We start from the raw sequence: 24,630 nt of genomic DNA, 5'->3' as shown, positions 1-24,630 counted from the left end.
TTCATGCGGGAGACGGGATAATACGCCACCCGCAATTGCAAGATCAAAACAAAAGAGTACAACATTGAGTAAGTATAAATCTCAGGAAGAAGCTGAAGCCGCCGGTATTTTTGTACGTAAGGTGCAGAGCTTTGTAAAACGTGAAGGCCGTTTAACCAAGGGGCAGGCGTTAGCCATAGAAAACTACTGGGATAAATTCGGCCTGGATTTTCAGTCGGAAAATTACCAACTCGAACAGGTGTTTGGCAATACTGCTCCTGTTGTACTGGAAATTGGTTTTGGCATGGGTAAGAGCCTGGTTGAAATGGCCGCCGCTGAACCCGACAAAAACTTTATCGGTATCGAGGTACACACACCGGGTGTTGGTGCCTGTCTGGCCGATATCGCTGAGCGACAACTGCAAAATGTACGCCTGTTTGAATACGACGCTGTAGAGGTATTAAAACAGTCAATTCCCGATGCGTCTTTAGCGCGGGTTCAATTGTACTTCCCTGATCCCTGGCATAAAAAGCGTCACCATAAGCGCCGTATTGTGCAACCTGAATTTGCTCAACTTATTCGTCAAAAGCTGGCTGTTGATGGTGTTTTTCACATGGCAACAGATTGGGAAAACTATGCCGAACATATGCTGCAGGTCATGTCTTCTCAGGAAGGCTATGAAAATACTTCAGAAACGCAGGATTACGTGCCCAGGCCTGACTTCCGCCCGCTGACTAAATTCGAACAACGAGGCTATCGCTTAGGCCATGGTGTTTGGGATCTCATTTTCAGGAAGGTAAACTGATGTTATCTGCACCCAGTCAATGTCTGCTGCGTCAAAAAGACATGTTGCTAGAAGGTCGATGGTTATTGGTTAATCCCACCGACGCCTTTGTATTTGATGAGTTACCTGAAACTGTATCGGGGTTTCATCAGTACTTTGATCAATATCAGGCTGCCGCCAGAAGACAGCCCCACCGACACAGCTTTGGCATTACTCTGCCAGAGGAAACTGAAAAATTCGATGGCATAGTGCTGTACCTGCCCAAAGCTAAAAAACACACGGTGTGGTTATTAGCCCATTTAGCCACCTTGCTGAATCCCAATGGTTTTTTATGTCTGGTGGGGGAAAACAAAGGCGGCATTAAAAGTAGTGGTAAATTATTAGAGGCAGTTGGCGAACGCGCCAATAAAATTGAAAATGCCCGCCACTGCTCGGTATTAGCGACAGTAGTTGCGCAAAGCCAACCGTTTAATTTAGATGCTTATATCAGCAAACAGACCATGAGCGTTTCAAATCACAACGGTAATACTGATATTCAGGTGTATTCGCTGCCCGGTGTTTTTAGTCACGGAGAACTGGATGCGGGCACACAATTACTGCTGGAAAACATCGAAAAGGTTCCCGACGGCAATGTCCTGGATTTTGCCTGTGGTTGCGGTGTTGTGGGTGCTTATCTCGCTGCACAAAATACCCAATCATCAGTGACACTCAGTGATATCAACGCGCTGGCATTGCACTGTAGTGAAATGACCATGAGTCATTTAAATAATGAGCGTCAGATCACAGCCAGCAATGGTCTTGATTTAGTAGAAGGCCAGTTTCGGGCCATTTACACCAACCCGCCTTTTCATACCGGACTGGAAACAGACTACGGCATCACCGACATATTTATACAGGACGCCTCACGCAAGTTACAATCCGGCGGAGAGCTTTGGTTAGTCGCCAATCGCTTTCTACCTTATGCCGAACAGTTAAAGCGCAGTTTTAACAATTGCAAGACTGTAGCGCAAACCACTAAATTCACGCTGTATCGGTGTATCAAATAGCTTGCTGAGCCTTCGGGCTTAGCACAATTGTAAATTTTTTGTTGCAAAACAAAATGTAACCGCTTACATTTATAATCTGAATGCTTCTTGTTGTGTTTTGTAGTGTCTCAGGCTCAATCGTTGACAGCTATTTAGTTGTCCGTTGAGCCTGTTTTTTCCTTAATTCAAAAAAACACGAAAAAAATTGCAGTGGTCGGTCCAAATTTGGAGCGAAACAGCGTAGGATTTATCTATATTTTCTTCCGCGTGACGGAGGAACAAACTGAGATGTTGAAAATCGACAGTGTAATCCGAGAGAGGACTCTCCAGGTGCAGATGGACACTTCTGCTTCACAACCTCAAAACGACTGATTTTTATACAGTTATTTGTCATTTTTGTGAATTTTCTTTTCCTCACTAACTCGGTACATATCTTGGTGCTATGATTTTGTTAATGAAATCCTAAGGAAGAAGCCATAATGTCTCGAAATATTGCGATGATCCTGGCTGGCGGTGCCGGTACCAGACTTTTCCCACTAACCCAAACCAGAACTAAGCCAGCAGTACCCTTTGCAGGCGGACTGCGTCTGATTGATTTTGTACTCAATAACTTTGTTAACTCAGACATTCTCAAGTTATACGTGCTTACCCAGTTTAAATCGCAATCACTGAATATTCACCTGAGACAGGCCTGGCATATCACCGGCCTTACCGGCAACTTTATCGACGCCATTCCAGCTCAAATGCGCATGGGCAAACGCTGGTACGAAGGTACTGCCGACGCCATTTATCAAAACCTACGTCTGATTGAAATCCACGAACCGGACAATGTATTTATTTTCGGAAGTGATCACATTTACAAGATTGATATTCGTCAGGTCCAGCGTTACCACGAAAAAATGAATGCCTCTTTAACCGTTTGTGCGATACCGGTCCTGGCCTCAGAAGCCGCCGGGCGCTTCGGTGTTATCGAGGTGGATGAAGATTTCCGCATGGTGGGCTTTGAAGAGAAACCCGCTAACCCGAAAACCATGCCGGGCCGACCGGATCTCGCTCTGGTATCCATGGGTAACTATGTCTTCAAGAAAGATAAATTGTTCGACTATCTTACCGCTGATGCCGAGGATAAAATGTCCTCTCATGATTTTGGTCACGATATTCTGCCCAAAATGGTCGCCGATGGTGAGCCAGTTTACGTTTATGATTTCAATCGCAATGTGATCCCCGGCGAATCAGAAACTGCCAATCACAGCTACTGGCGCGATGTCGGTACTGTCTATTCCTTCTGGGAAGCGCACATGGATCTGCTGGTTGCCGAGCCAGAATTCGACTTGTACAACAACAAATGGCCCCTGCGCAGCTACCACCCGCCTGTACCGCCCGCCAACATCATGGCCGATGACGAGGGCAATCACTGTACTGTACTCAACTCTATGATTTCATCCGGTAGTGAAGTAACCGGCGCCCATATTGAACGCAGTGTGTTGGGCTTTAATGCCAAAATCCACAAAGGCACCAAACTGGTAGAAAGCATCATGTTGGGTAAATGTGATGTGGGTGAAAATTGCGTACTTAACCGGGTTATTGCTGATAAAAGCGTTAAAATCGCCCCGAACACGCAAATCGGTGTGGATCTCGAACTAGACCGTTCTCGTGGCTTAACCGTTTCTGATGAAGGCATCGTGGTTATACCTAAGAATATGGAGATTGGTTACTAGTGGAAATCCTTTTTGTCGTTTCGGAAGTAGAAGGGTTAGTTAAAACAGGCGGGTTGGCAGACGTTGGCCGTGCCTTGCCTGTTGCCCTTAAAAACATGGGGCACGATGTTCGCATCGTGCTGCCCTACTATCGAGCTATTGCTGAAAAGTTTGAATCACACGCTGTTTCAGAAACACAAACCCTGTATGCCAACGACCGGCAATATGCCTATCAGGTGCGCCAGATGGACCTTGAAGGCTTGTGTGTGTACCTGATTGATTACCCACCATTTTTTGACCGAAAAGGAATCTACACAGATAGTTATCACGCTTTCCCCGATAACCCGGAGCGTTATGCGTTTTTCTCAATGGCGGCGCTACATGCCAGCACCTGCGTTAATTTTAAACCGCAAATTGTGCATTGCCACGACTGGCACACCGCCCTGGTACCCTATTTTATGCGCCGAGATCCCACCGGGTTTTATGCCCACAGTCGCTCAGTGCTGACGGTACACAACGGAGCTTATCAGTGCCAGCACTCCTATGATGACATCCCCTTTTTGCAGCCTTATGAAGATATCGCAGCGCAAAAAGACAGTATGGGGGCCATTAATTTTTTAAAGATCGGTGTAATGAATGCCAACAAGATCAATGCGGTGAGTCCGCACTATGGCTACGAGTTAAAAACACCATTGGGCTCTCATCACATGTACCACGAGTTTATGACTCGCCAGCACGATCTGACCGGGATTTTAAATGGTTGTGATTACAGCCAATGGGACCCGGCTACCGATCCGGAGTTACCGGTAAACTTCAATACTGATGATATGTCAGGTAAAAAGTTGTGCAAAAAGGCGCTGCAAAACGCCGTAGGATTACCTGAGCGCTCCGATGTTCCGTTATTCGGTATGGTGTGCCGCTTAACCGAGCAAAAAGGTTTTGGCTATTTGGTGCCGATACTGGGTAACCTGATGCAACACAATGTACAGGTACTCATCATTGGTACGGGTGATCCCTCTATCTGTGAAGAGTTACATCATTTCGCACACCAGGAGCCTGAAAAGTTTGTGTTTCGCGAGGAATTCAGCAATCACATGGCGCATCTGTTAGAAGCGGGCAGTGATTACTTCCTGATGCCTTCGCTATTCGAGCCTTGCGGTCTGAATCAAATGTACAGTCTGGCCTATGGTACCTTGCCGGTAGTTCGTGCAGTGGGAGGGTTACGGGATACCGTAATCGATCTGGAAGAAAATCCGATGGCTGCGACTGGCTTTGTGTTTCATAGTGCCGACAGTTCTGATTTATTAAACTGCCTGCGCCGGGCGATTTTATTCTATTATGAATATCCGGAGCAATTTAGCGCCATGCAACATCGTGCGATGAAAACTAAGTTCACCTGGCATGACTCCGCTGTGACCTATTTGGGTCTTTACGAAGACGCGCTCAGGCAATAATATCTGTGGCAACCTGTAGACATTAACAAGGACCGACAGTGATCAGTCTGCGCCATTGCATTTCGACTTTCACATTGCCGATAGCGTTTTTGCTGTCGGCTCTGAGTTTTTCCGGTTACGCCCTGCCTGAAACCTGTATTCAGGACCCGCAAAGAAGCACTGAATGCCCAAGGTTAATCTACAAGTCAGCCAGTCTGCCCGATCCACAAACCGGCAGGGAGAACAGACAGCTCGTTTGTATTTGCCTGACCGACTTTGAAGACTTATTAACCGAAGAAAACAATGACGTGTCCCGGAAAATGAAAGAAATGCGCATTAATTCATGGACAGCACAATTGGGTATCAGTGAAGAAAAGTTAAAAGAACTCATTAAATACTGAAGCGCGACAACATCCCGAGAGACGTGGTTGTCAACCCCTTTAATAAAACCGGAACCAACAACAGTTCACTCTGTTGAATTTGATAAATGGCATTTTGCCGATACAAAGCAGCCAGGTTAATGGCTTGCTTTTCGTTAATATCTGCCCAGAAACTGGGTTCCACCCAGTCGAAGTCAGCATCCCCTACAAGCAGCGACTGATGCACCAGGGAATGAGATGCGAAATAGCGTTGCAGTTTTTCACTTTTGATGCGATTTTGTTGCGCACTGCACACTTTGCTTTCAGGGTTGCAAGCTGAAATGATAAATCCGTCGGGTAAATCGGGTTTGCAGCCATCGGAATTGCAGATTTTTATACTTTGATACGCCTTCCAAAGCCTTAAAACTTGCGCATATGCGTTTTTTTTCATAAGTTTTTAGGGTTGTAGTTTCAATTGTGGCCACTTTATATCAATATGGTGACTGTCTGAACGTCAGTTCGCCAAATACAAGAAAGCGCTGAATGGGCTCTGAATCTAAATTTTTATCAATAAAACGTTTGTTTGTCTGGGTAGTAATGGGCGTAGCCACCCTCGCGCTTTTTTTAGCCAGCAGCATCTCCTTTTACACCCAGGTAACCACCTATAAAACCGAACTTATCGAGCAGGTTGAAATCTTCGGAGAGCTTATCGCACGTAATGCCCAAAGCGGCATTGCCTTCGACGACAACATCACCGAAGAAGAAAACTTACTGGTTCTGTCTGCTGCAGACTTTATCACCAATGTCCATATCTACAAAGTGACCCCGGATGGTGAATTGTCGTTTTTTGCCAGTTACAACAAAAAGGGCCAGGCTCCTATCCAGGCCATGTACGACAGAGTCAATGAACTCAAGGTGCCGTTAATCGATGAAAGCCTGGTGGAGTACATTAAACCGGTAAACATTGACGAATCCATCATAGGCTATGTGTATGTGTGGGCATCAGCCAAATCTTTGCAAGACCTGACCGTTAACAGCATTATGATCAACCTGATGGTGTTGCTGGTCACGCTGACCGTCTGCTTTGTTATCACTCTTCGCCTGCAGCGCAGTATTACTGATCCGATAGACGGGTTGGTTAACCTGGTGACAGACATCGCACAAAAGAAAGATTACTCCAAGCGGGCTGAGCTGGCCAACGTCAAAGAGCTTAATTTGCTGTCTACCTCTTTTAACCAGATGCTGGACAGAGTTCAGGACCACATGCAGGCCCAAAAAGAAGCCGAAGCCGAGCATTTACGCCTGGCGCAAAGTCTCGAAGAAAAGGTTAATCAACGTACTCAGGCGCTGAAAGAAGCGAATCAGGAACTTATCCAGACACTGGAAAAACTCCACCAGTTCCAACGCCAGATGGTGCAAAACGAAAAAATGGCTTCACTTGGCGATATGGTGGCCGGTGTTGCTCATGAGGTTAACACCCCAATTGGATTAGGCGTAACGGCATCCACCATGATGCTGGACCGATTAGGCGAACTCAAAAAAGCCTTCGATGCAAAAACACTGAAAGCCAGTATGCTGTCTAAGTTCATGAATGAAGGGGAAGAAAACCTCAATATTATTTACCGCAACCTGAATCGGGCTGCCGAGCTGATTTCCAGCTTCAAACAGGTGGCAGTAGATCAATCCAGCGAACAGGACAGAGCCTTCAGTTTTAAACAGTTGATGGATGAAATTCTGTTGTCTATGCGCCCCAGATTGAAGAACCTGTCGCACCAGATACAGATAGATTGTGATCCTGAGCTGTGTATCGAAACCAAAGCCGGGCCCATTAATCAAATCATGATTAACCTTATCATGAACTCCATTATCCACGGCTTTGAGGACAAAGCGCAGGGCCTGATCATCATTCACGCTGAGTTAATCGACAGCAACAAGCTGAATATTACCTACACCGACGATGGCAAAGGCATTCCCGAGCATATGCGCAAACGCATCTTCGACCCATTTGTAACCACCAAACGCGGCCAGGGCGGTAGTGGCCTGGGAATGCATCTGGTGTTCAATCTGGTTACTCAGGCATTGAATGGCTCAATATCACTGTCGAGTGAACCAGGCAACGGTGTAGAGTTCAATATTGTATTTCCGGTTAAACGTGTTGAACCTGAAAAATTATTACAGAGTTCTTAAATGGCAACAGGGACTAACATGCGTAATATCACTTTTTTGGCATTGCTTTTGGTGCAATGGCAAAGTGTGCATGCGCAGTCCTTTAAACCAGAAGAACTCAGGGCGTCATTCCTGTATCATATCGCCCATTACACCAGTTATCCCGATGAGAGCTTTACCCAGGATACCTTTAATTTCTGCTTTTTAGAGGACGAAAAGCAATCCCATACACGGGTTTTTGACAAATTGCCCAAAAAACGCTTAAAAGAGAAAGAAATTAAATTACTTAGCCTGAAAGAACCGGGCGAACTGAATAAAGATAGTTGCCAGGTGGTATTTATCGGGAAACAGGCGGAAAGTCGGGAACTTTTTGCCAAACTGGAAGAACTAAATAAAACCATAGTTTCTGTCGGAGAAACGCGAGATTTCATTGAAAATGGTGGAATGATCACCATAGTACCATTGCAATCTAAGATGAGGATATTTTTCAGTCAGGAACAATATGAAAATACTTCGCTTAAATTCAGCTCGCTATTGTTGAAACGGGCTAATTTCCGATAAACTTTCAGGCAGTAAAAAAATTACAACAAGCTCAGGTGACATCATGCAAACACCAAACATATTAATAGTAGAAGATGAAGTAGTAACCAGGACCACTTTAAAAAGCCTTTTTGAAGCAGAAGGCTATGGCGTTTTCGAAGCAGAAAATGGCGAAGAGATGCATGATCACTTTGAGAATCAGTCTATTGATTTAGTGATCATGGATATTAATCTGCCGGGTAAAAACGGTTTGATCCTGGCGAGAGAAGTAAGAGACAAAAAAAATGTCGGCCTGATATTCCTTACCGGCAGAGATAACGATGTGGATCGTATTCTTGGTTTAGAAATTGGCGCAGATGACTATCTGACCAAGCCCTTTAATCCGCGCGAACTTACCATCAGAGCCAGAAACCTGTTGGCCCGTACCAGCAATGCCAATGAAGACGAAGATTTGCCCAGCAAGGTTAACTTCAATGGTTGGGTTCTGGATGGCGACAGTCGCAGCCTGATTTCTCCGTCCGGAAACGAATTCCGCTTGCCCCGCAGTGAATTCAGAGCCTTACACCTGTTTTTAAATAATCCAGGGAAAATTCTGACCCGCGAGCAACTGATCCTGGAAATGACAGGTCGGGAACTGCGTACTAACGACAGAACAGTGGACGTAACGATCCGTCGCATCAGAAAACACTTTGAAAGTGAGCCGGATGCCGAAGATTTGATTGTCACCATTCACGGTGAAGGCTACCGCTTTTGCGGTGCCGTTGATGGTTAACAGGTAACCAGTGAATGATATAAAAACGGCCGCTGATGCGGCCGTTGTTGTTTTTCGCAGCGGGTTATTCCCCGGCCACAGCCATTGACTCCAGCAACAAACTACCGGTAAAGATACTGCCACGTAGTTCAGTGTCTGTACCCACTGCAACAATATTGCGCAAGATATCTTTCAGGTTTCCGGCGATGGTTAGCTCGTGGACGGGATACTGAATCACCCCATTTTCTACCCAATAACCGGCTGCGCCACGGGAATAATCGCCGGTGACTATGTTCACCCCCTGGCCCATTAATTCTGTAACCAGCAGGCCCGTGCCCATATCCTTAAGCAACTGCGCCTGGCTATGTCCGGTATCTTTTACCAACCAGTTGTGAATTCCACCGGCATGGCCATTGGTTTTAGTACCCATTTTGCGCGCCGAATAACTGGTGAACAAATAATGATTTAAAATACCATTGGTTACGATATCCATATCGTGCGTCGCCACACCTTCGTTATCAAAGAAACTACTGGCCAGGGCGCGTTTGATATGAGGTCGCTCCTGAATTTCAAACCATTCCGGGAATACCTGCTGGCCTTTGCTGTCTAACAGAAAGCTGGACTTGCGATACAGGCTACCGCCACTAATGGCGCTGACAAAGTGGCCAATAAAACTGGGAGCCAGTTCTTTATCAATAATAACCGGCACATTACAGGTTTGCACTTTGCGCGCACCCAACCTGTTGAGTGTATTCTGAGCCGCCTGTTGGCCTACTTCTTTAGCACTTTGCAGCTTGTCCGCTTCGCGGGAAACGGTGTAGGCATAGTCGCGCTGCATATCATCGCCGTCTCCGGCAATCATCACACAACTCAGACTGTAGCGGGAACTGGGGTAACCCACATTAATGCCATGGCTATTGCCATACACCTTCATTCCGATATTTGCATTGTAACTGGCACCGTCTGAATTGTTGATTCGGGGGTCGCTGTCCAATGCTGCCGTTTCGGCTTCCAGAGCTAACTTTAGTCCTGCGTCGGTATCCAGATCGACTGGGTGATACAACTCAAGGTCCATACTGTCCTGCACCATCAGCTCTTTTTCCGCAAGGCCTGCACAGGGGTCTTCTCCTGTGTAACGAGCAATCTGAATGGCTTTTTCCACGGTTAAGGCCAGTGCCTGCTTGCTCAGATCAGCAGTTGATGCACTGCCTTTACAGCCTTCCACATAAACAGAAATACCCAGTCCGCCGTCATTGGTAAATTCAACCGTTTCAACTTCCTTTAAGCGTGTTGCCACGGCAATGCCCTGTACTTTACTGATACTGGCTTCTGCGCTGTCTGCACCTTTGGCTTTGGCCATGGTGAGTATATCTGCTACGACTTCCTGAATATCAGCGAGTTGTTGCTCTACGTGCATTAATGTCTGGATCCTTTTTATTCCATCTCAACCAAATAGCCACTGATTCGCGATAAGTTTAACTACTAGTTGGTATTAGACGGGGCAATGGTTACAATCTTGCTTAAGTGTAACATCAAAGTAATCAGTATGGGTGAAGATCTATTTTCAGATTCCGATTCGGAATTTGATGACTATAAAAGTAAAACTCAGGTCAAAAAGGAAATGCTGGCCTTAGTTAAGTTGGGTGAACAGGTGGTTGAATTAGGGGCGACAGCGCTGAAGCGCATCCCTCTTGATGAAGAAGTGGCAGAGGCCATTGATATTGCCCGGAATATGAATCGCAAAAAACCTTCGTTCAAACGCCAGTTACAATTTATTGGTAAACTATTGCGCAATCGTGACGATGAAGACATAGATGCCATTGAACAGGCATTGGTGAATTTGCAAGGTCAGCAGTACCAGTTAAAAGTACATTTTCATAAATTGGAAACACTACGCGATACACTGGTTGAACAGGGTGATGACGCTCTGCAAGGTTTATTGCAAGATTATCCGGATTTAGACAGACAACGTTTAAGGCAATGGATTCGCCAGGCGAAAAAAGAAAAAGAGCAGAATAAGCCTCCTAAAGCTTATCGTGAGATTTTCCAATACTTAAAACAAGAAATACAAGAGTAAAGCTAATGCGCGCTAACATATTTGTAGTTTTTCTGATTTTCCTTCTCAGTGCTTGTGGTGGTGGCTCATCCGGGGCAAACGGGCCAGACCCTTTTAACCCGGGTACCGATCCGGTGCTGTCGCTGAGTATTGCCATTATGGACAGCAACTGCGAAGCTGTTAGCGACAATAGTTTTACCACCGATGAAGATATTTGCGTGCAGGCCACCCTAACCCAAAATGGCAGCGCGGTGAGTGGTGAGATTATTGATTTTGCATTAGGTTCAGCCATCGCCGAATTAAATAGTGAAACCGCGTTAACTAACAGCGCTGGTGTTGCACAGGTGTTTATCAGTAGCACATCTTCAACGTCAGGCGCTACCAGCGTAACAGCGACTTACGATACCGAAACCGCTACGGCCAACTTCCAGTATGACGCAGCGGTGTCCAGCGAACCACAACTGACCATGACGTCCTACCGCGAAGACTGCGAAACTCCCGCACAGAGCTTTGGTACCAACGAAACCATCTGTGTTCAGGTCATGCTGACCCAGGGCGACGCACCGTTGCCGCAGGAAATTGTCAACTTCACACTTTCCAGTGGCCTGGGCTCTCTGGACAGAGCCACTGCACTCACCAGCCCGGAAGGTATTGCAGAAGTTCAAATTACTAACAATAACGAAACCATTGGTGCCGCCTCGGTGACGGCCACTTTTGGTAGTTTATCGGACGCCAGAAATTACGAATATGTGTCGGTTAGTCAAACCGTAACAACTTCCCCTTCTATCTCTGTGGCGCTGTATCAAAACGGAGAACAGGTCAATGGCTTCCAGGCAGATCAGGAAGTGATTGCCCGAGCCACTGTAAGAGATTCTGACGGCAATCCGGTTCCAGAAGTGATTGTAAGCTTTGCGGTTCAGGGCAGTGGCCCCGTACTTACGCCCTCTTCAGCACTGAGCAGTAATTCTGGTGTCGCGGAAGTGGAGTTATCCGCCACCGAGAATGATTTAGGAGCCTATGCGTTACAGGCTGAAACAACAGTGAATGCCATTCAAATCAGTGGCGCGCGGAATTTTGAAGTTCGCTCAGCCGGTGCAGTGATCGAAGGAGAGACCCGTTTTGGTCACTTTGACAGCGAAGGCAGCTTTGTTGAGGGCATTATCGGCTCCTCCATCGCTGATGATAATGGCGACGTTATCATCAGCGCCGGGGCCACCACCGGATTTGATGTGGCACTGGTAGATGAAAACGGTAATCGCATCACCACCCCCACACCAGTCACCTTTACCTCTACCTGTGTCAGTAACAATCAAGCCACCATTGATGAATCCGTCACCACCATAAACGGTATTGCATCAGCAACATTTGAAGATTTAAGCTGTGCCGGCGCCACCGGAAATACCGACCAGATTGTGGCATCGGTAGTGATAAATAACGAAACCACCACCATTACCCGCGAACTCAACATAGAGCCTGAGGGAATCGGTTCGATTTCCTTTATCTCAGCGACGCCGGATGCCATTGTATTAACCGGTACGGGCGGTCAAAACACCAGCTCAGTGTCAACACTCGTTTTCCAGGTAAATGGTGAACTGGGCAATCCTATCGCTCAACAGCAGGTCGCCTTCTCATTAAATACCACCGCAGGCGGCTTAAAACTGGACCCGGCGGTAGGATTAACCAACAGTGCTGGTCAGGTGAGCACCAGAGTAACAGCCGGCACCGTACCCACACCAGTGCGGGTAACGGCAGCGGTACCTACCCAGGACAATGGAACCATTCGCACCCAGTCAGACCTGTTAACCGTAAATACCGGCCTGCCGGATCAAAACAGCTTCACCCTCAGTGCAGAAACCTTAAATCCGGAAGCTTTTAGCATTAGCGGACAAACCGTCAACATCAGAGTGCGACTGGCTGATATTTTTAATAACCCGGTGCCCAACGGTACTACGGTAAACTTTACCACCGAATACGGCAGCATAGATGGTAGCTGTGAAACTGGCGAAGACGCCAATGGCAATATTGATCCGGATCTGGCGCCTACCGGTACCTGTTCAGTCAACTGGACCAGTCAAAACCCAAGAGATCCAGACGATCACAGAAATACCATTTTAGCCACAGCCATAGGCCATGAAACCTTGTTTGACAGCAATGGTAACAACGCCTACGACGATGTGGATGGCGGTGCCATTATTGACAATACGGATGATGGGTTTGGTGTAAGTCGCTATGGTAGCAATGGCTTTGTAGATTACTCTGAAGCCTGGGTGGATTATAATGAAGACGGTACGCGTCAGTCATCAGAGCCTTTCCTGGACTTTAATGGTGATGAAACCTTTAACAGTGCGGATGGGCTGTTTAATGGCCCGCAGTGTAATTCCGCCACACTGTGCAGTGACAGTGCCCGTTCGATACATATTCGCAGAGCATTAACCTTGATATTGTCATCCTCTCAAGCTTATTGGCGTGTCTATGCAGGCGCACTGAATAACGTTGACAATATCATTGCCAGTAATGACCCCAATGTCAGTATCTCCAATTTAAACGTCTCAGGCAGTACTTACACGTTGCCTGATGGAGCCTCTGCAACTTTCACTCTGGTCTACTATGACACAAATGAGCAGGTATTAGCGTCGGGGACGGAACTGGGTACAATCAACGCCGATGGTGACATATCGGTTATTATTGACAGGGTCAATAACACCAACCAATCCGAATCACCTCTGGTGCCGGGCAGTATCGAAGTTTTAACCACTATCACTAACAACGTCGGTGCAGAGGATAGCGGTACTTCGACCTTTTCCTATGCAATAGACAGCCCCTCTGGCATCAGAACCAATGTCGAGTTTTCAGTGAGACGCGAAGACCCTTAGGTAAGACAGGCATAACAGCAAAAAGCCCCAACATTGGGGCTTTTTTGTATCAGGAACCATTCAGATAGCGCTTGTCAGGCAGTGCCGCCTACTGTCAGCGCATCCACTTTCAGTGTCGGTTGCCCCACCCCGACGGGTACACTTTGTCCGTCTTTACCACATACACCAACACCGCGATCCAGCTCCAGGTCGTTACCGATCATGGAGATCTTTTGCATCACATCAGGACCATTACCAATAAGCGTGGCCCCTTTCACCGGTGAGGTGATTTTACCCTTTTCAATCAGGTATGCTTCTGAGGTGGAAAATACAAACTTACCGGAAGTAATATCCACCTGGCCACCACCAAAATTCGGTGCCCAGATGCCTTTATCCACCGTAGAAATGATCTCTTCCGGGGTACTGTTACCAGCCAGCATATAGGTATTGGTCATGCGCGGCATGGGCAGGTGTGCGTAAGACTCGCGACGTCCATTCCCGGTAGGCGCTACGCCCATCAGCTCGGCGTTGACTTTATCCTGCATGTATTTTTTCAATACACCATCTTCGATAAGTACATTGTATTGTCCGGGTGTCCCTTCATCATCATAGCTTAAGGAGCCGCGGCGATCGGGCATTGTGCCATCATCCACGACCGTTACTCCCTTAGCGGCTACCTGTTCGCCAATGCGCCCGGAAAAGGTGGAAGCTCCCTTGCGATTAAAGTCTCCTTCCAGGCCATGACCGACAGCTTCGTGCAATAACACACCGGGCCAGCCAGCACCCAGTACCACCGGCATAACGCCCGCCGGTGCCGCAATGGCTTTCATGTTGATTCTGGCCATATGCAACGCTTCGTCTGCAACCGATTGATAACGCGGCTGTCCTTTGTATAATTCTCTGAAATACTGATAACCCAGGCGTCCACCCGCACCTGAACTACCCCGCTCACGACGTCCGTCTTGCTCTAAAATCACAGAGCAGTTTAAGCGAATAAGCGGGCGTAAATCGGTGACCCAGGTACCATCTGAAGCGGCCACTAATATTTCTTCGTAGACTCCGGAAATACTTACCACTACCTGAGAAACGTCTGGCTCCTGCTGACGAATATAGCTGTCTGTTACCCGCAACAGGTCAATCTTTTCTGACTCGGTCATCTGTGCCAGTGGGTTATCAGCCATGTACAGGGCTTTCTGGGCTACTGGATTAAAAGACTTAACAGCGTGTGTGCCTCCAACAGCAGCGATGCTTCTTGCCGCTTTTGCGGCATCCAGTAAGGCTTCACGGGTAATTTCGTCGGAATAGGCAAAACCGGTTTTTTCTCCCGAAACAGCGCGCACACCGACACCGCGCTCGATGTTATAGCTACCGTCTTTAATAATGCCATCTTCCAGTACCCAGCTTTCGTGCTGACTGGCCTGAAAATAAACATCTGAGAAGTTATTGTGGTGCTGCAGTATCAGACTGATGGTTTCCTGCACATCGGCACGGGTCAATCCCGACCCTTCAATTAGATGCTGTTCAACTAAATTAGACAAGCTTGCTCCTGAATCTGTTTTGCTGCTTTACCGGCATTGTAGCGCGGATCTGTTCCAGGTACGAAGAATTAACCTGGCTATATACGATACCCGGCGATTCCAGGCTTTCCATTAATAACTCGCCCCAGGGGGAATAAATACAGGTATGGCCCCAGGTTTCCCGGCCATTGACATGGGTACCCGACTGATTTGCCGCAACCACGTAACACTGATTTTCAATACTGCGGGCCTGTAATAAAGGATGCCAGTGAGCACTGCCGGTTTTATAGGTAAAGGCCGCAGGCAATGCCAATACATCCAGTTGCTCCATCGCCATAAACAAGCCAGGAAAGCGGATATCATAACAAACCGCAACACCCAGGCGTCCGAACGGCGTATTTGGGATCACGCACACATGTTCGCCGGCTTTGGTATAGCGGGACTCCTGGTAGCTTCGGGTATTGTCTGCCACTTCGACGTCAAACAGATGTATTTTCTGATAGTCCGCTACCCGTTCGCCATTATCATCATAAACCAGACTGGTAGCAGTAAACCTGGCTTCGTCTTGTACCTTTATGGGAATTGTGCCGGCCACCAGCCAGATATTAAATTCCCGGGCAAGGCGTTGTAGTTCCGATTGAATGGGTCCTTCTCCCAAAGTCTCAGCCTGTTGCAGCATGGACTTGTCTGTCGCGCCGAACCAGGCGAAACACTCCGGCAAGACTACCAGTGTCGGTTCATCAAACTGCATACCGGCCAAAGCTTGGCGGATCTGTTTAAAATTCTCTGCCACGTCGGGCATTGATGTCATCTGAATTGCTACGATGTTTGCCATTATTTTCCGCTTTCTGTATCGCTATCAGTATTGTTAACCTCATCTGGCAAAGTATCATCCCGGCCTTGTGATTGCGGCACGTTAGGTTGAGTTTCAGCCGGATTATTTCGCGTTGGCGCATTGTTGTTTTTAGCAGGCAATTCCACCACTTTACTGGTTTGCTCCAGAAGCGTAATTTGCGGCTCTTTAATTGAACCCGTTAAAGAATACTGGATACCTGATACCACATTGGCTGAGGTAAATACTTCATCAAAGGCCAGCGCCGCCACCGCAGTGGCTGGGTTTACCATCCAGGCCACCAGAACCGGTAAGCTGGAGGTAATATTGGGCTTCACATCCACCACATAGTTAAGGCTGCTATCCACCAGGTTGGCGTACCCTTTAATATCAACACCGGCGGCCGCACCGTCAATATGGGTGTCCTGAGTACGTACCTTGCCCTGTTCAATTGCAAAAGTACCCGACATATTGTCGTAGAAAAAGCCTTTGGCGAATACATCGCGAAAGTCCAGGGTCAGCTTTCTCAGTAGCGATTCCAGACTAAAGATACTCAGTAAGCGCGCACCTTTGTCGGATATTTCTGTGATATAGCCATCCCCCAGACGAAAATCCAGATTGCCGTTCAGGTCAGCCGCAGAAAACGCATAAGGCGCATTGCCCCAGCTAAAATCAAAATCTATTGCCGCATCTGAATCACGAATCCCGGAATCAAAATCCAGTCGTTTTAAAAAGCTACCAAAGTCTTCGCTGTTAAAAGAGCCGATAAGTCGGGTGCTGTCGTTCTGCTTCGCAAAATACCAGTCTCCGGTCGCCATTAACGACCCGTCCCGGCTGGAAATGTTGAGCTTATCAATTTTCATCCCGGACTGGCTTCGACTCATTTCAGCTTCAACTCTGCCAAGTTCGATACCTTTAAAATTGCAGGATTTACAAAGGAGTTTTAACGGTGGCACCTGACCATCGCTGAAGCTTACCGTTTGCGCTTCACTGTCTTGCCACTCGGTCAGATTGATATAGTCCGCCTCAATCTCGACGCCATCGCGCAACCAGTTTTTGTGTAAGGTAATGTCTGCACGAGCCTGTTCAGAACTGACTTCCAGCTCCCACAAATTTTCACGATTTTTTGCCAGCACTTCTGCCCCGGTGAGCACCTGCCCGGCCAGCAGAAGTTCCTGAGCCTCGACAAACACCCTTTGCGGTGCAGAAATAAAAGGGGTTTCGTTGTCGGGTAGGCCATCCACTAAATCGCCAATAAACGCGTGCCAGCCTGAATAATCCAACCTTGGTAGATCTGCAGATACACTGAAACCCAGTCCCATCCCCACAAAATTATCACCACCGACAGACAGGTGGGCGCGCGAAAATTGCAGGGTATCGTGGGGTAAGATACCGTTAAATTTTACGTTGCGCCCCAACAGAATGCGCACCGTTGACACCTGTTCATCACCTTCACTATCAAAAAACAACGGCAAACTGGTATTGGCTTCTTTAGCCAAAGGCTGTGGCGCGTTGAGATCAACCCCCGCCAGTTGCGAGTGCAGTTGTAAATTGTATTGGTAGCCTTGCTCCGGTAAAACCAGATTTAACTTGCCATCCCATTGCGTATTCCCATGAACGTATTTCGCCAGTTGCGGGTGAGCCTGCAACACGGCCTTTGGTACATCCCAGTCGCCTGAAAAGTTAACGTCAGCTGTATAGCCTTGTTCCTGTTGGCGGGCTTTTACGTCCAGTGCGATTGATTGTCCGAGAAAACTCGCGGTAATACCGCTGGCATCCAGGTTTTCATTAGCGATACTCAAAGCGCCGTTGAGATCGTTTAAGGTCAAATTCAGATCCGGGATATGTAGCTGATTGTCTTGAAAATTCACCTGAGCCTGAGCCATAACCTCACCCTCATTAAATGGAATGTGCAGGTTTAACTTGGCCTGCATGTCGCCTTTTACCTGCAGAAAATTCAGGGCCTGCCCGACAGAGTCTTTTAAGCTGCTGGCATTAAACAAATCTGTAATTTGCACTCCGCTACCCTGGCCATCTGCATCAATGGCCACATAAGAACTGCCGCTTAACTGTGGAATAACCGCTTGTACCTGTTGCACATCCAGCCCGGAAATGCGGCCTTCTTTGCCCGATATTGTCAGGCTGTCATTTTCAAACAGCAAACTGACGTAAGCCTCTTCAAGAGCTGGCCAGTCTGGTTGGAATTTCAATTGCAGTTGTGCAATATCGACACTGGCCTGAAAAATACCCTGTCCTTGCTCGAAAGGAAAATCAGCAGGGTTGCCACGCCACAGAATGTTGGCGTTGCGGGTTTGGCCTTTTTCCAATGCGCGAATTAGCCAACTCCGGGTGTCCTGACCCATTAAGTCCGGAAAATAGCCTTTCACGACAGACAAATCTGTGTCCTGTACATTGGCCGATAAGGTCAAATTGCCGGTTTGCAGGTCATACTCAGCCTGCTGTTGAATATGTAAATCCTGACTTTGCAGTTCAAAATCAGGGATCAGAATTCGGCTTTCTCCGGCTTTGGTATTCACAAAAGCCGACAGAGTTAGTGTTTGATAAGGCACCACAAAACCCAGCAACTGCTCTCCGGCGAGATAACTGTCTTCGGATTGCAGATTTAATACGCCGTTATCATTGAGCCAAAATAGTTCTCCGAAAACATCATTGATACCCGGTATATGGGGTTGCTCCTGAATACTCAGATCGTCAAAGGCCAGGTAACTGCCTAAATAATCTTCCGACAGATAGAAGTCAGCACGGTTAACCTGAACATTAGGGTCAAATGCTGCCAATTGATGTTGGAAAGACTCTCCCAACAATACGCTGCTCAGAGGCAACAAGGGTGACAGGTTAAAGCTTTCTGCGGCACTTAGGGTTACTACTCCATTGGTGAACAAAGAGCCGTGCCAGTCGCTGGTAAAGAGTCGCTCGTTCACAACCAAAGAGAAATCATCGAGATTAAAATCCCAACCATTGCTGTTCGGCATGGCATAAAACTGCCCTTTCAGGACCTCTGCAGAGACAGCGTTTTCCTTGTCTTCACCCTGCCAGACAAATTCACTTTGAGACAAATCAGCCTGGACAAACGAGATCTGAGTATTTTGCATGCCTGCCCAGAGTTTAAAGTTGCCGCGACTATGCTGAATATTGTATTCGGTAGGCAGTAACGCTTTAATCCAGGGGGATAAATCCAAATCTTCAGCTTCGGCATAAAACGTACCATCGAAACTGTCTTTGGAACCGTGCAAATCCAGCACAAACCGGGCGGAGTTGCGCGCCAGTTCAGCCACCCGCATCTGACCAACTCCCTGGTGTCGTTGTTCTTTATTGAGCCAGCTTAACTGCTGGATCTGAATTTTTTGCTCATCCAGACGGGTTTTCAGCAGTACTTCACTGTTGCTCACTGAAAATCGCGCTAATTGTTCCAGAAACAGCGTTTGTAGCGCATCGAGAATGGGATACTGCTCACCGCTACTCTCAATCTTTGGCAGATCTACCTGTAACTGCAATCCGATCAGGTTAAAGCGCTGCGACTGAATTTGACGCTGCTGCACTGAACTCCAGAAATCCAGTTCAATTTGGGTTTCGTCAATGGAAAAGGAAATAGGAGAATCCTGTTCCTGCTTTAACACCACATCTTTAAGTACAATCGCCGGCCCTTTACCTTTCCACATGGCACTGATGTAACCAATCTGAATGTCACTGTTGTACTGTTCTTGTAGAAAAGACTCCAGATGGTGCTTGTGGGAGTCCATGTAAGGCAGGGAATATCGCACCAGCGAGATCAATACCGCCAGCGTTACCAGCAAGACAGCCGCAGACATCCAGATTTTTCTGGTTATCCAGGCGGCATAAAAACGCCAATCTTTGATCACTTTCACCTCGCTATGGCATGCCTGAGCTGAAAGCCTGTTTGTTTTGTTTTGGGTCACATCATAACCACGTCATATTTGTCCTGGTTATACAACATCTCCGTTTGTACTTTAATTTGCTTACTGATAAATACTTCCAGTTCCGCCAACACATGGGATTCCTGATCCATCAGCGCTTCAGCCACTGTTGGAGAGGCATACACCACAAATTTGTCGGCATCATAAGCCCGGTTCACGCGCACAATTTCGCGCATAATTTCAAAACAAATTGTTTCGACTGTTTTAATAGAGCCACGTCCTTTGCACACCGGGCATTCACCACACAAAATATGCTCAAGACTTTCTCTGGTGCGCTTGCGGGTCATTTCCACCAGTCCCAGCGCAGTAAAGCCATGGATCTTGCTTTTCGCCCGGTCTTTACTGACCGCCACTTCCAGACTGTGCAAAACCCGTTTTTGATGGCTGCTGTCCACCATATCAATAAAATCAATGATGATGATACCCCCCAGGTTGCGCAGACGCAGTTGGCGGGCAATCGCCTGAGTGGCTTCGATGTTGGTGTTAAAGATCGTTTCTTCCAGATTGCGATGTCCAACAAAGGCACCGGTATTGATGTCGATGGTGGTCATGGCTTCAGTTTGATCAATAATCAGATATCCCCCTGATTTTAAATCAACCCGCCGTTCCAGTGCCCGTTGCGCTTCGTTCTCAACATCATAAAGATCGAATATCGGTCGCTCGCCAGGATAATGCTCCAGCAGGCGATGAAATTCAGGCGCATATTCTTTAGTAAAATGCTGCAGCTCCTGAAAGGCCAGCTTGGCATCAATTCGGATGCGATCCAATTCAGTACCGACAAAATCCCTCAACACTCGCCGTGCCAGGGGAAGATCTTCGTATAAGACATTGGATTTTCGCTTCTTTTGCCTTACCTGTATTTTAGACCACAATCTTTGTAAAAATTCCGCATCGGCCACAAGTTCTTTTTCAGCCACCCCTTCTGCTGCCGTGCGCAGGATAAAACCGCCTTTGCCGCCCACGCTTTCCATCATGGTTTTAAGCCGCTCGCGCTCCTGCTCATCTTCTATGCGTTGCGAAACACCTAAATGAGTTACCCCCGGCATAAACACCAGATATCGGGAGGGAATGGTGATATCTGTGGTAAGTCGCGCCCCTTTGGTGCCGATAGGATCTTTGACTACCTGCACTACGATATCCTGGCCATCGCGCACTAATTCGCGAATATCCTGGGTTTGATTATGGGTTTTCTTAATCTCGGATTCGTTAACCTCTTCCAAAATTTCATTGTGTACCACAATATCCGATGCATGCAAAAATGCGGCTTTTTCTAAACCAATATCCACAAACGCGGCCTGCATACCAGGTAGCACACGGCTAACCTTGCCGCGATAGATGTTGCCTACCAGTCCTTTTTTGGTATGCCGCTCTACATGGATTTCTTGCAGCAGACCATTTTCTATCAGCGCTACGCGTGATTCAGACGGTGTTACGTTGATTAATAACTCACCACTCATGGTTCAATCCTTCATTCTGTTCAGCATCGCTACGGTTTCGCATAGCGGTAATCCCACTATCGCACTGTAACTTCCCGCAATGTGGGTCACGAATTGCCCGGCATAGCCCTGAATCGCATAACCTCCGGCTTTATCCGCCGGTTCGCCGGTGGACCAGTAATGCGCTATTTCCTGCTCAGAGAGTATTTTAAACGTCACCTCTGAACTAACCTGGCCACTTTCTACCTGACATTGCTGTGTTTGTGAGCACCACTTTGCCACGGCAATTGCCGTAATAACTTTATGGGTTTGACCGGACATACGCCGCATCATTCCCCGAAAATCTGTAACATTTTTTGGCTTTACCAAAATATCATCATTCAACAAGCCAATCGTATCCGCACCCAGCACTAATAGTCCGTCGCGTCGACTGCCAGCAACCGCCTCAGCTTTTTCACGAGCTAATCGCTCCACGAGTGCTGTTGCGGATTCACCAGCGTGTGGTGTCTCATCTATGTCGGCACTTTGACGTTCAAATTCGATAGCAACTTGCTGCAATAATTGCGCCCGGCGGGGCGAAGCGGAGGCTAATACAATCATCTGAAGGTAATAAACTAAGTGATGCGAAACTGGCGGCGTAATTTGCGCAACAGTGAAAATACCCAGGGCCAGATCAGCATCGAGGTTAAAACCGGCCACATATAGGCAAAAATAAAATCTATTTCATTGAGCAAGCGCAGCAACCAAAAAATAAGCAGGTGATACAAAGCCGCAATCAACCCAATAATAAGAGCTTGTTGCCAAACAGAATAATTGCGCAAGCGCTGGTAGTTCATCGCCAACACATAAGTTACTGCCGTCAACGCCAGACTATGCACCCCTAAGGTGGTGCCCAGTAAAATATCCAGTATCAGGCCGTTTAAAAACGCCACACCAATACTGACTCTGTGGGGTAGTGCCAGGGTCCAGTAAGCAATCACCAACATGAGCCAGTCAGGTCGGTAAGGGTCTACCATTGGCGGCATAGGCATCACCTGCAACAACAGCGCTGCCAGAATACTCAACCCTATGATGTAATGTTTAATTGCGAACATCAGTCCTGTACTTCCTCGCTGTTTGTCGCATCGGGCTGCGCTTCAGGCCATAGCAGCAACAAATACTTAAGACGGTCCAGTTTCGCAATCGGTGAGGCTTTGACATATGCGAAAGGCCGGGACTCATCGCGTATCACTTCGGTAATTCTGGCCACCGGATAGCCTTCCGGAAAAACATTGCCCAGACCGGAAGAAATCAATAAATCACCACCGGAAATATCCGTGCTGTGGGCCACGTGTTCAAGGGTTAATTCGGTGAGATTCCCGGTGCCGGAAACGATCAATTGCACATTATTTTTGAGCACTCTGGTGGGCACCGCATGGGTAATATCCGAAATCAGCAATATCCGACTGTTGGTGGTAGCGACATGTAACACCTGGCCGACAATTCCGTGTTCATCCAGCACAGCCTGCCCTTCGTAAACGCCGTTGATGGAGCCTTTATTAATGACCAACTGATGGCTATAGGGATTGTTATCAATCGCCATTACTTCAGCGATCATTTTGCGCACTCCCTGCTCAGAAACGGAACCCAATAATGCACGCAGGTGATCGTTTTCCTGACGTAAAAAATCATTTTGTTGGATCTTTTCGCTCAACAATACATTGTCGCGTTTCAGCCGTTCGTTTTCTTCTAACAATTGCTGCTGGGTGGTGAGATTAGTCGACGTCCAGTTCAACATGGCACCGGGCAGGTTCGCAGCGTATTGAATAGGGGAAACCATACTGTTGAGAAACAGCCGTGCGCTACCAAAGCTATCGAGTCGATGATCCAACACCATCAGCGTACCCGATAAGATAATCGCTATAACCAGTCTGATGTTAAGAGATGGACCTCTTAAGAAGATAGTTTCCATTAAGGGTCTCGGAGCCTTAAAAAGGAGAAGAGGACCGGAGGTCCTCTAGTACTTATTCATAAGTGAACAGGTCACCGCCGTGCATATCGATCATTTCGAATGCTTTACCACCACCGCGTGCAACACAGGTGAGTGGATCATCGGCAATAACAACTGGAATGCCGGTTTCTTCCATTAACAGGCGATCTAAATCTTTTAACAAAGCGCCACCACCGGTAAGCACCATGCCGCGCTCAGAAATATCGGAAGCCAGTTCTGGCGGAGATTGTTCCAATGCCACCATTACCGCTGACACAATCCCGGTGAGTGGCTCCTGAAGTGCTTCCAGAATTTCATTGCTGTTCAGCGTAAAGCCTCTTGGTACACCTTCGGCAAGGTTGCGACCGCGTACTTCAATTTCGCGTACTTCCTCACCTGGATAGGCAGCACCGATTTCGTGTTTGATTCGCTCGGCTGTGGCTTCACCAATCAAAGACCCGAAGTTACGACGGATATAGCTGATGATAGCTTCGTCGAACTTATCACCACCGATACGTACCGAAGAAGAATATACCACACCATTTAAGGAGATAATGGCAACCTCAGTGGTTCCGCCACCAATATCAACGACCATAGAGCCGGTGGCTTCAGATACCGGCAAGCCAGCACCAATTGCTGCCGCCATGGGTTCGTCAATCAGATAAACTTCGCGGGCACCGGCACCCAGTGCTGACTCGCGAATGGCCCGGCGCTCGACCTGAGTTGAGCCACAAGGTACGCAAACTAAAACCCGCGGACTGGGGCGCAGAAAATTATTGTCATGTACTTGCTTGATGAAATGCTGCAGCATTTTTTCGGTGACGTAAAAATCTGCAATTACCCCGTCTTTCATAGGACGTATTGCTTTGATGTTACCGGGCGTTCGGCCTAACATTCGCTTCGCAGCAGCACCCACAGATGCCACGCTTTTAGGTCCGCCAGCACGTTCTTGTCGAATTGCTACTACAGAGGGTTCATTGAGCACAATGCCGCGATCTTTTACGTAGATCAGCGTATTGGCAGTACCGAGGTCGATGGAAAGATCGTTGGAGAACATTCCGCGGAGTTTCTTAAACATGGAAGGTCCGGTTCCTTTTTAGCAAGTATTGTTAGGGCATGTTATTGCGCTAACTTTACCAATGCGCTGCCCATTCAGCAACAAATAAGACGAAGATGCCCGCGTTATTAGAGTATTTATTTTAATACGCACAAAAAAAGCGCGAATTTTCCGCAAAATTCACGCTTTCTTGTCGGTAAATTGCATCTGGCGAAGCCGAA

At 47.5% G+C, this 24,630-nt stretch carries 20 protein-coding genes; 10 read left to right on the top strand and 10 right to left on the bottom strand.

Going from position 1 to position 24,630, the window contains the following annotated elements; translation table 11 throughout:
• Nucleotides 1–64: 64 nt before the first annotated feature.
• The 5 genes from trmB to LJ740_RS22015 all read left to right on the top strand — a co-directional run bounded on the left by trmB (nucleotide 65) and on the right by LJ740_RS22015 (nucleotide 5,319).
• Nucleotides 65–784, top strand: coding sequence for a tRNA (guanosine(46)-N7)-methyltransferase TrmB (trmB, locus tag LJ740_RS22035; RefSeq protein WP_229531300.1), 720 nt, complete (start codon nucleotides 65–67; stop codon nucleotides 782–784).
• Nucleotides 784–1,809 carry a class I SAM-dependent methyltransferase gene (locus LJ740_RS22030; protein WP_229531299.1) on the top strand — a complete coding sequence of 342 codons (1,026 nt, stop codon included), beginning with the start codon at nucleotides 784–786 and terminating at the stop codon, nucleotides 1,807–1,809. The genes trmB and LJ740_RS22030 overlap by 1 nt, the downstream gene beginning before the upstream one ends.
• A gap of 458 nt (nucleotides 1,810–2,267) precedes the next feature.
• Entirely contained in the window at nucleotides 2,268–3,506 is a 1,239-nt protein-coding gene (glgC, locus tag LJ740_RS22025; protein ID WP_229531298.1) for a glucose-1-phosphate adenylyltransferase, read from the top strand.
• Nucleotides 3,506–4,939, top strand: coding sequence for a glycogen synthase GlgA (gene glgA / locus LJ740_RS22020; RefSeq protein WP_229531297.1), 1,434 nt, complete (start codon nucleotides 3,506–3,508; stop codon nucleotides 4,937–4,939). Before glgC ends, glgA begins: the two co-directional genes overlap by 1 nt.
• A gap of 38 nt (nucleotides 4,940–4,977) precedes the next feature.
• Entirely contained in the window at nucleotides 4,978–5,319 is a 342-nt protein-coding gene (locus LJ740_RS22015) for a hypothetical protein (RefSeq protein WP_229531296.1), read from the top strand.
• Here LJ740_RS22015 and LJ740_RS22010 read toward each other — a convergent pair.
• Nucleotides 5,309–5,728: a DUF3293 domain-containing protein gene (locus LJ740_RS22010; protein ID WP_229531295.1), complete on the bottom strand. Its 420-nt coding sequence runs from the start codon at nucleotides 5,726–5,728 to the stop codon at nucleotides 5,309–5,311. The two genes, LJ740_RS22015 and LJ740_RS22010, sit on opposite strands and share 11 nt — an antisense overlap.
• 92 nt (nucleotides 5,729–5,820) lie before the next feature.
• Here LJ740_RS22010 and LJ740_RS22005 point away from each other — a divergent pair, with 92 nt between their 5' ends.
• The 3 genes from LJ740_RS22005 to arcA are packed head-to-tail and all read left to right on the top strand — an operon-like array spanning nucleotide 5,821 to nucleotide 8,755.
• Complete coding sequence (locus LJ740_RS22005; protein ID WP_229531294.1) at nucleotides 5,821–7,464, top strand: HAMP domain-containing sensor histidine kinase; 1,644 nt, start codon at nucleotides 5,821–5,823, stop codon at nucleotides 7,462–7,464.
• Between the two features lie 18 nt (nucleotides 7,465–7,482).
• Entirely contained in the window at nucleotides 7,483–8,004 is a 522-nt protein-coding gene (locus tag LJ740_RS22000; RefSeq protein WP_229531293.1) for a YfiR family protein, read from the top strand.
• A gap of 43 nt (nucleotides 8,005–8,047) precedes the next feature.
• On the top strand, nucleotides 8,048–8,755 hold the full coding sequence (arcA, locus tag LJ740_RS21995) for a two-component system response regulator ArcA (protein ID WP_229531292.1): 708 nt from the start codon (nucleotides 8,048–8,050) through the stop codon (nucleotides 8,753–8,755).
• Nucleotides 8,756–8,819: 64 nt separating this feature from the next.
• Here the strand turns inward: arcA and pmbA are convergent, their stop codons facing one another.
• Entirely contained in the window at nucleotides 8,820–10,151 is a 1,332-nt protein-coding gene (gene pmbA / locus LJ740_RS21990) for a metalloprotease PmbA (protein WP_229531291.1), read from the bottom strand.
• Nucleotides 10,152–10,280: 129 nt separating this feature from the next.
• On the opposite strand from pmbA, the gene yjgA reads away from it, so the two are divergent.
• On the top strand, nucleotides 10,281–10,811 hold the full coding sequence (yjgA, locus tag LJ740_RS21985) for a ribosome biogenesis factor YjgA (RefSeq protein ID WP_229531290.1): 531 nt from the start codon (nucleotides 10,281–10,283) through the stop codon (nucleotides 10,809–10,811).
• 5 nt (nucleotides 10,812–10,816) lie between these two features.
• Nucleotides 10,817–13,663: an Ig-like domain-containing protein gene (locus LJ740_RS21980; protein WP_229531289.1), complete on the top strand. Its 2,847-nt coding sequence runs from the start codon at nucleotides 10,817–10,819 to the stop codon at nucleotides 13,661–13,663.
• Nucleotides 13,664–13,737: 74 nt separating this feature from the next.
• On the opposite strand, the gene tldD is transcribed toward LJ740_RS21980, so the two are convergent.
• Genes tldD through LJ740_RS21940 form a run of 8 tightly spaced genes read right to left on the bottom strand, consistent with a single transcriptional unit; the run spans nucleotide 13,738 to nucleotide 24,430 of the window.
• Entirely contained in the window at nucleotides 13,738–15,180 is a 1,443-nt protein-coding gene (gene tldD, locus LJ740_RS21975; protein WP_229531288.1) for a metalloprotease TldD, read from the bottom strand.
• A complete protein-coding gene (locus LJ740_RS21970; RefSeq protein ID WP_229531287.1) occupies nucleotides 15,173–15,994 on the bottom strand; it encodes a carbon-nitrogen hydrolase family protein in 822 nt (273 codons plus the stop codon). Before LJ740_RS21970 ends, tldD begins: the two co-directional genes overlap by 8 nt.
• Nucleotides 15,994–19,872, bottom strand: a complete 3,879-nt coding sequence (locus LJ740_RS21965) for a YhdP family protein (protein ID WP_229531286.1) — start codon at nucleotides 19,870–19,872, stop codon at nucleotides 15,994–15,996. The genes LJ740_RS21970 and LJ740_RS21965 overlap by 1 nt, the downstream gene beginning before the upstream one ends.
• Before the next feature lie 53 nt (nucleotides 19,873–19,925).
• Complete coding sequence (rng, locus tag LJ740_RS21960; protein ID WP_229531285.1) at nucleotides 19,926–21,404, bottom strand: ribonuclease G; 1,479 nt, start codon at nucleotides 21,402–21,404, stop codon at nucleotides 19,926–19,928.
• A 3-nt stretch (nucleotides 21,405–21,407) separates the two neighbouring features.
• Nucleotides 21,408–21,983 carry a Maf family protein gene (locus tag LJ740_RS21955; RefSeq protein WP_229531284.1) on the bottom strand — a complete coding sequence of 192 codons (576 nt, stop codon included), beginning with the start codon at nucleotides 21,981–21,983 and terminating at the stop codon, nucleotides 21,408–21,410.
• Nucleotides 21,984–21,997: 14 nt separating this feature from the next.
• Nucleotides 21,998–22,477: a rod shape-determining protein MreD gene (mreD, locus tag LJ740_RS21950; protein ID WP_229531283.1), complete on the bottom strand. Its 480-nt coding sequence runs from the start codon at nucleotides 22,475–22,477 to the stop codon at nucleotides 21,998–22,000.
• A complete protein-coding gene (gene mreC, locus LJ740_RS21945; RefSeq protein WP_229531282.1) occupies nucleotides 22,477–23,334 on the bottom strand; it encodes a rod shape-determining protein MreC in 858 nt (285 codons plus the stop codon). The genes mreD and mreC overlap by 1 nt, the downstream gene beginning before the upstream one ends.
• A 52-nt stretch (nucleotides 23,335–23,386) precedes the next feature.
• Nucleotides 23,387–24,430, bottom strand: a complete 1,044-nt coding sequence (locus LJ740_RS21940) for a rod shape-determining protein (protein WP_229531281.1) — start codon at nucleotides 24,428–24,430, stop codon at nucleotides 23,387–23,389.
• Between the last annotated feature and the right edge of the window lie 200 nt (nucleotides 24,431–24,630).

It is taken from the genome of Planctobacterium marinum (genome assembly GCF_020687805.1).
GTDB lineage: Bacteria > Pseudomonadota > Gammaproteobacteria > Enterobacterales > Alteromonadaceae > Planctobacterium > Planctobacterium marinum.
This window is presented reverse-complemented; position numbering and strand designations above follow the sequence as displayed.

Coding starts and splice junctions, on each gene's coding strand:
- LJ740_RS22030 (WP_229531299.1), top strand. CDS start 784: ATGTTATCTGCACCCAGTCAATGTCTGCTGCGTCAAAAAGACATGTTG.
- glgC (WP_229531298.1), top strand. CDS start 2,268: ATGTCTCGAAATATTGCGATGATCCTGGCTGGCGGTGCCGGTACCAGA.
- LJ740_RS22010 (WP_229531295.1), bottom strand. CDS start 5,728: ATGAAAAAAAACGCATATGCGCAAGTTTTAAGGCTTTGGAAGGCGTAT.
- LJ740_RS22005 (WP_229531294.1), top strand. CDS start 5,821: ATGGGCTCTGAATCTAAATTTTTATCAATAAAACGTTTGTTTGTCTGG.
- LJ740_RS22000 (WP_229531293.1), top strand. CDS start 7,483: ATGCGTAATATCACTTTTTTGGCATTGCTTTTGGTGCAATGGCAAAGT.
- arcA (WP_229531292.1), top strand. CDS start 8,048: ATGCAAACACCAAACATATTAATAGTAGAAGATGAAGTAGTAACCAGG.
- pmbA (WP_229531291.1), bottom strand. CDS start 10,151: ATGCACGTAGAGCAACAACTCGCTGATATTCAGGAAGTCGTAGCAGAT.
- yjgA (WP_229531290.1), top strand. CDS start 10,281: ATGGGTGAAGATCTATTTTCAGATTCCGATTCGGAATTTGATGACTAT.
- LJ740_RS21980 (WP_229531289.1), top strand. CDS start 10,817: ATGCGCGCTAACATATTTGTAGTTTTTCTGATTTTCCTTCTCAGTGCT.
- LJ740_RS21970 (WP_229531287.1), bottom strand. CDS start 15,994: ATGGCAAACATCGTAGCAATTCAGATGACATCAATGCCCGACGTGGCA.
- rng (WP_229531285.1), bottom strand. CDS start 21,404: ATGAGTGGTGAGTTATTAATCAACGTAACACCGTCTGAATCACGCGTA.
- LJ740_RS21955 (WP_229531284.1), bottom strand. CDS start 21,983: ATGATTGTATTAGCCTCCGCTTCGCCCCGCCGGGCGCAATTATTGCAG.
- mreD (WP_229531283.1), bottom strand. CDS start 22,477: ATGTTCGCAATTAAACATTACATCATAGGGTTGAGTATTCTGGCAGCG.
- mreC (WP_229531282.1), bottom strand. CDS start 23,334: ATGGAAACTATCTTCTTAAGAGGTCCATCTCTTAACATCAGACTGGTT.
- LJ740_RS21940 (WP_229531281.1), bottom strand. CDS start 24,430: ATGTTTAAGAAACTCCGCGGAATGTTCTCCAACGATCTTTCCATCGAC.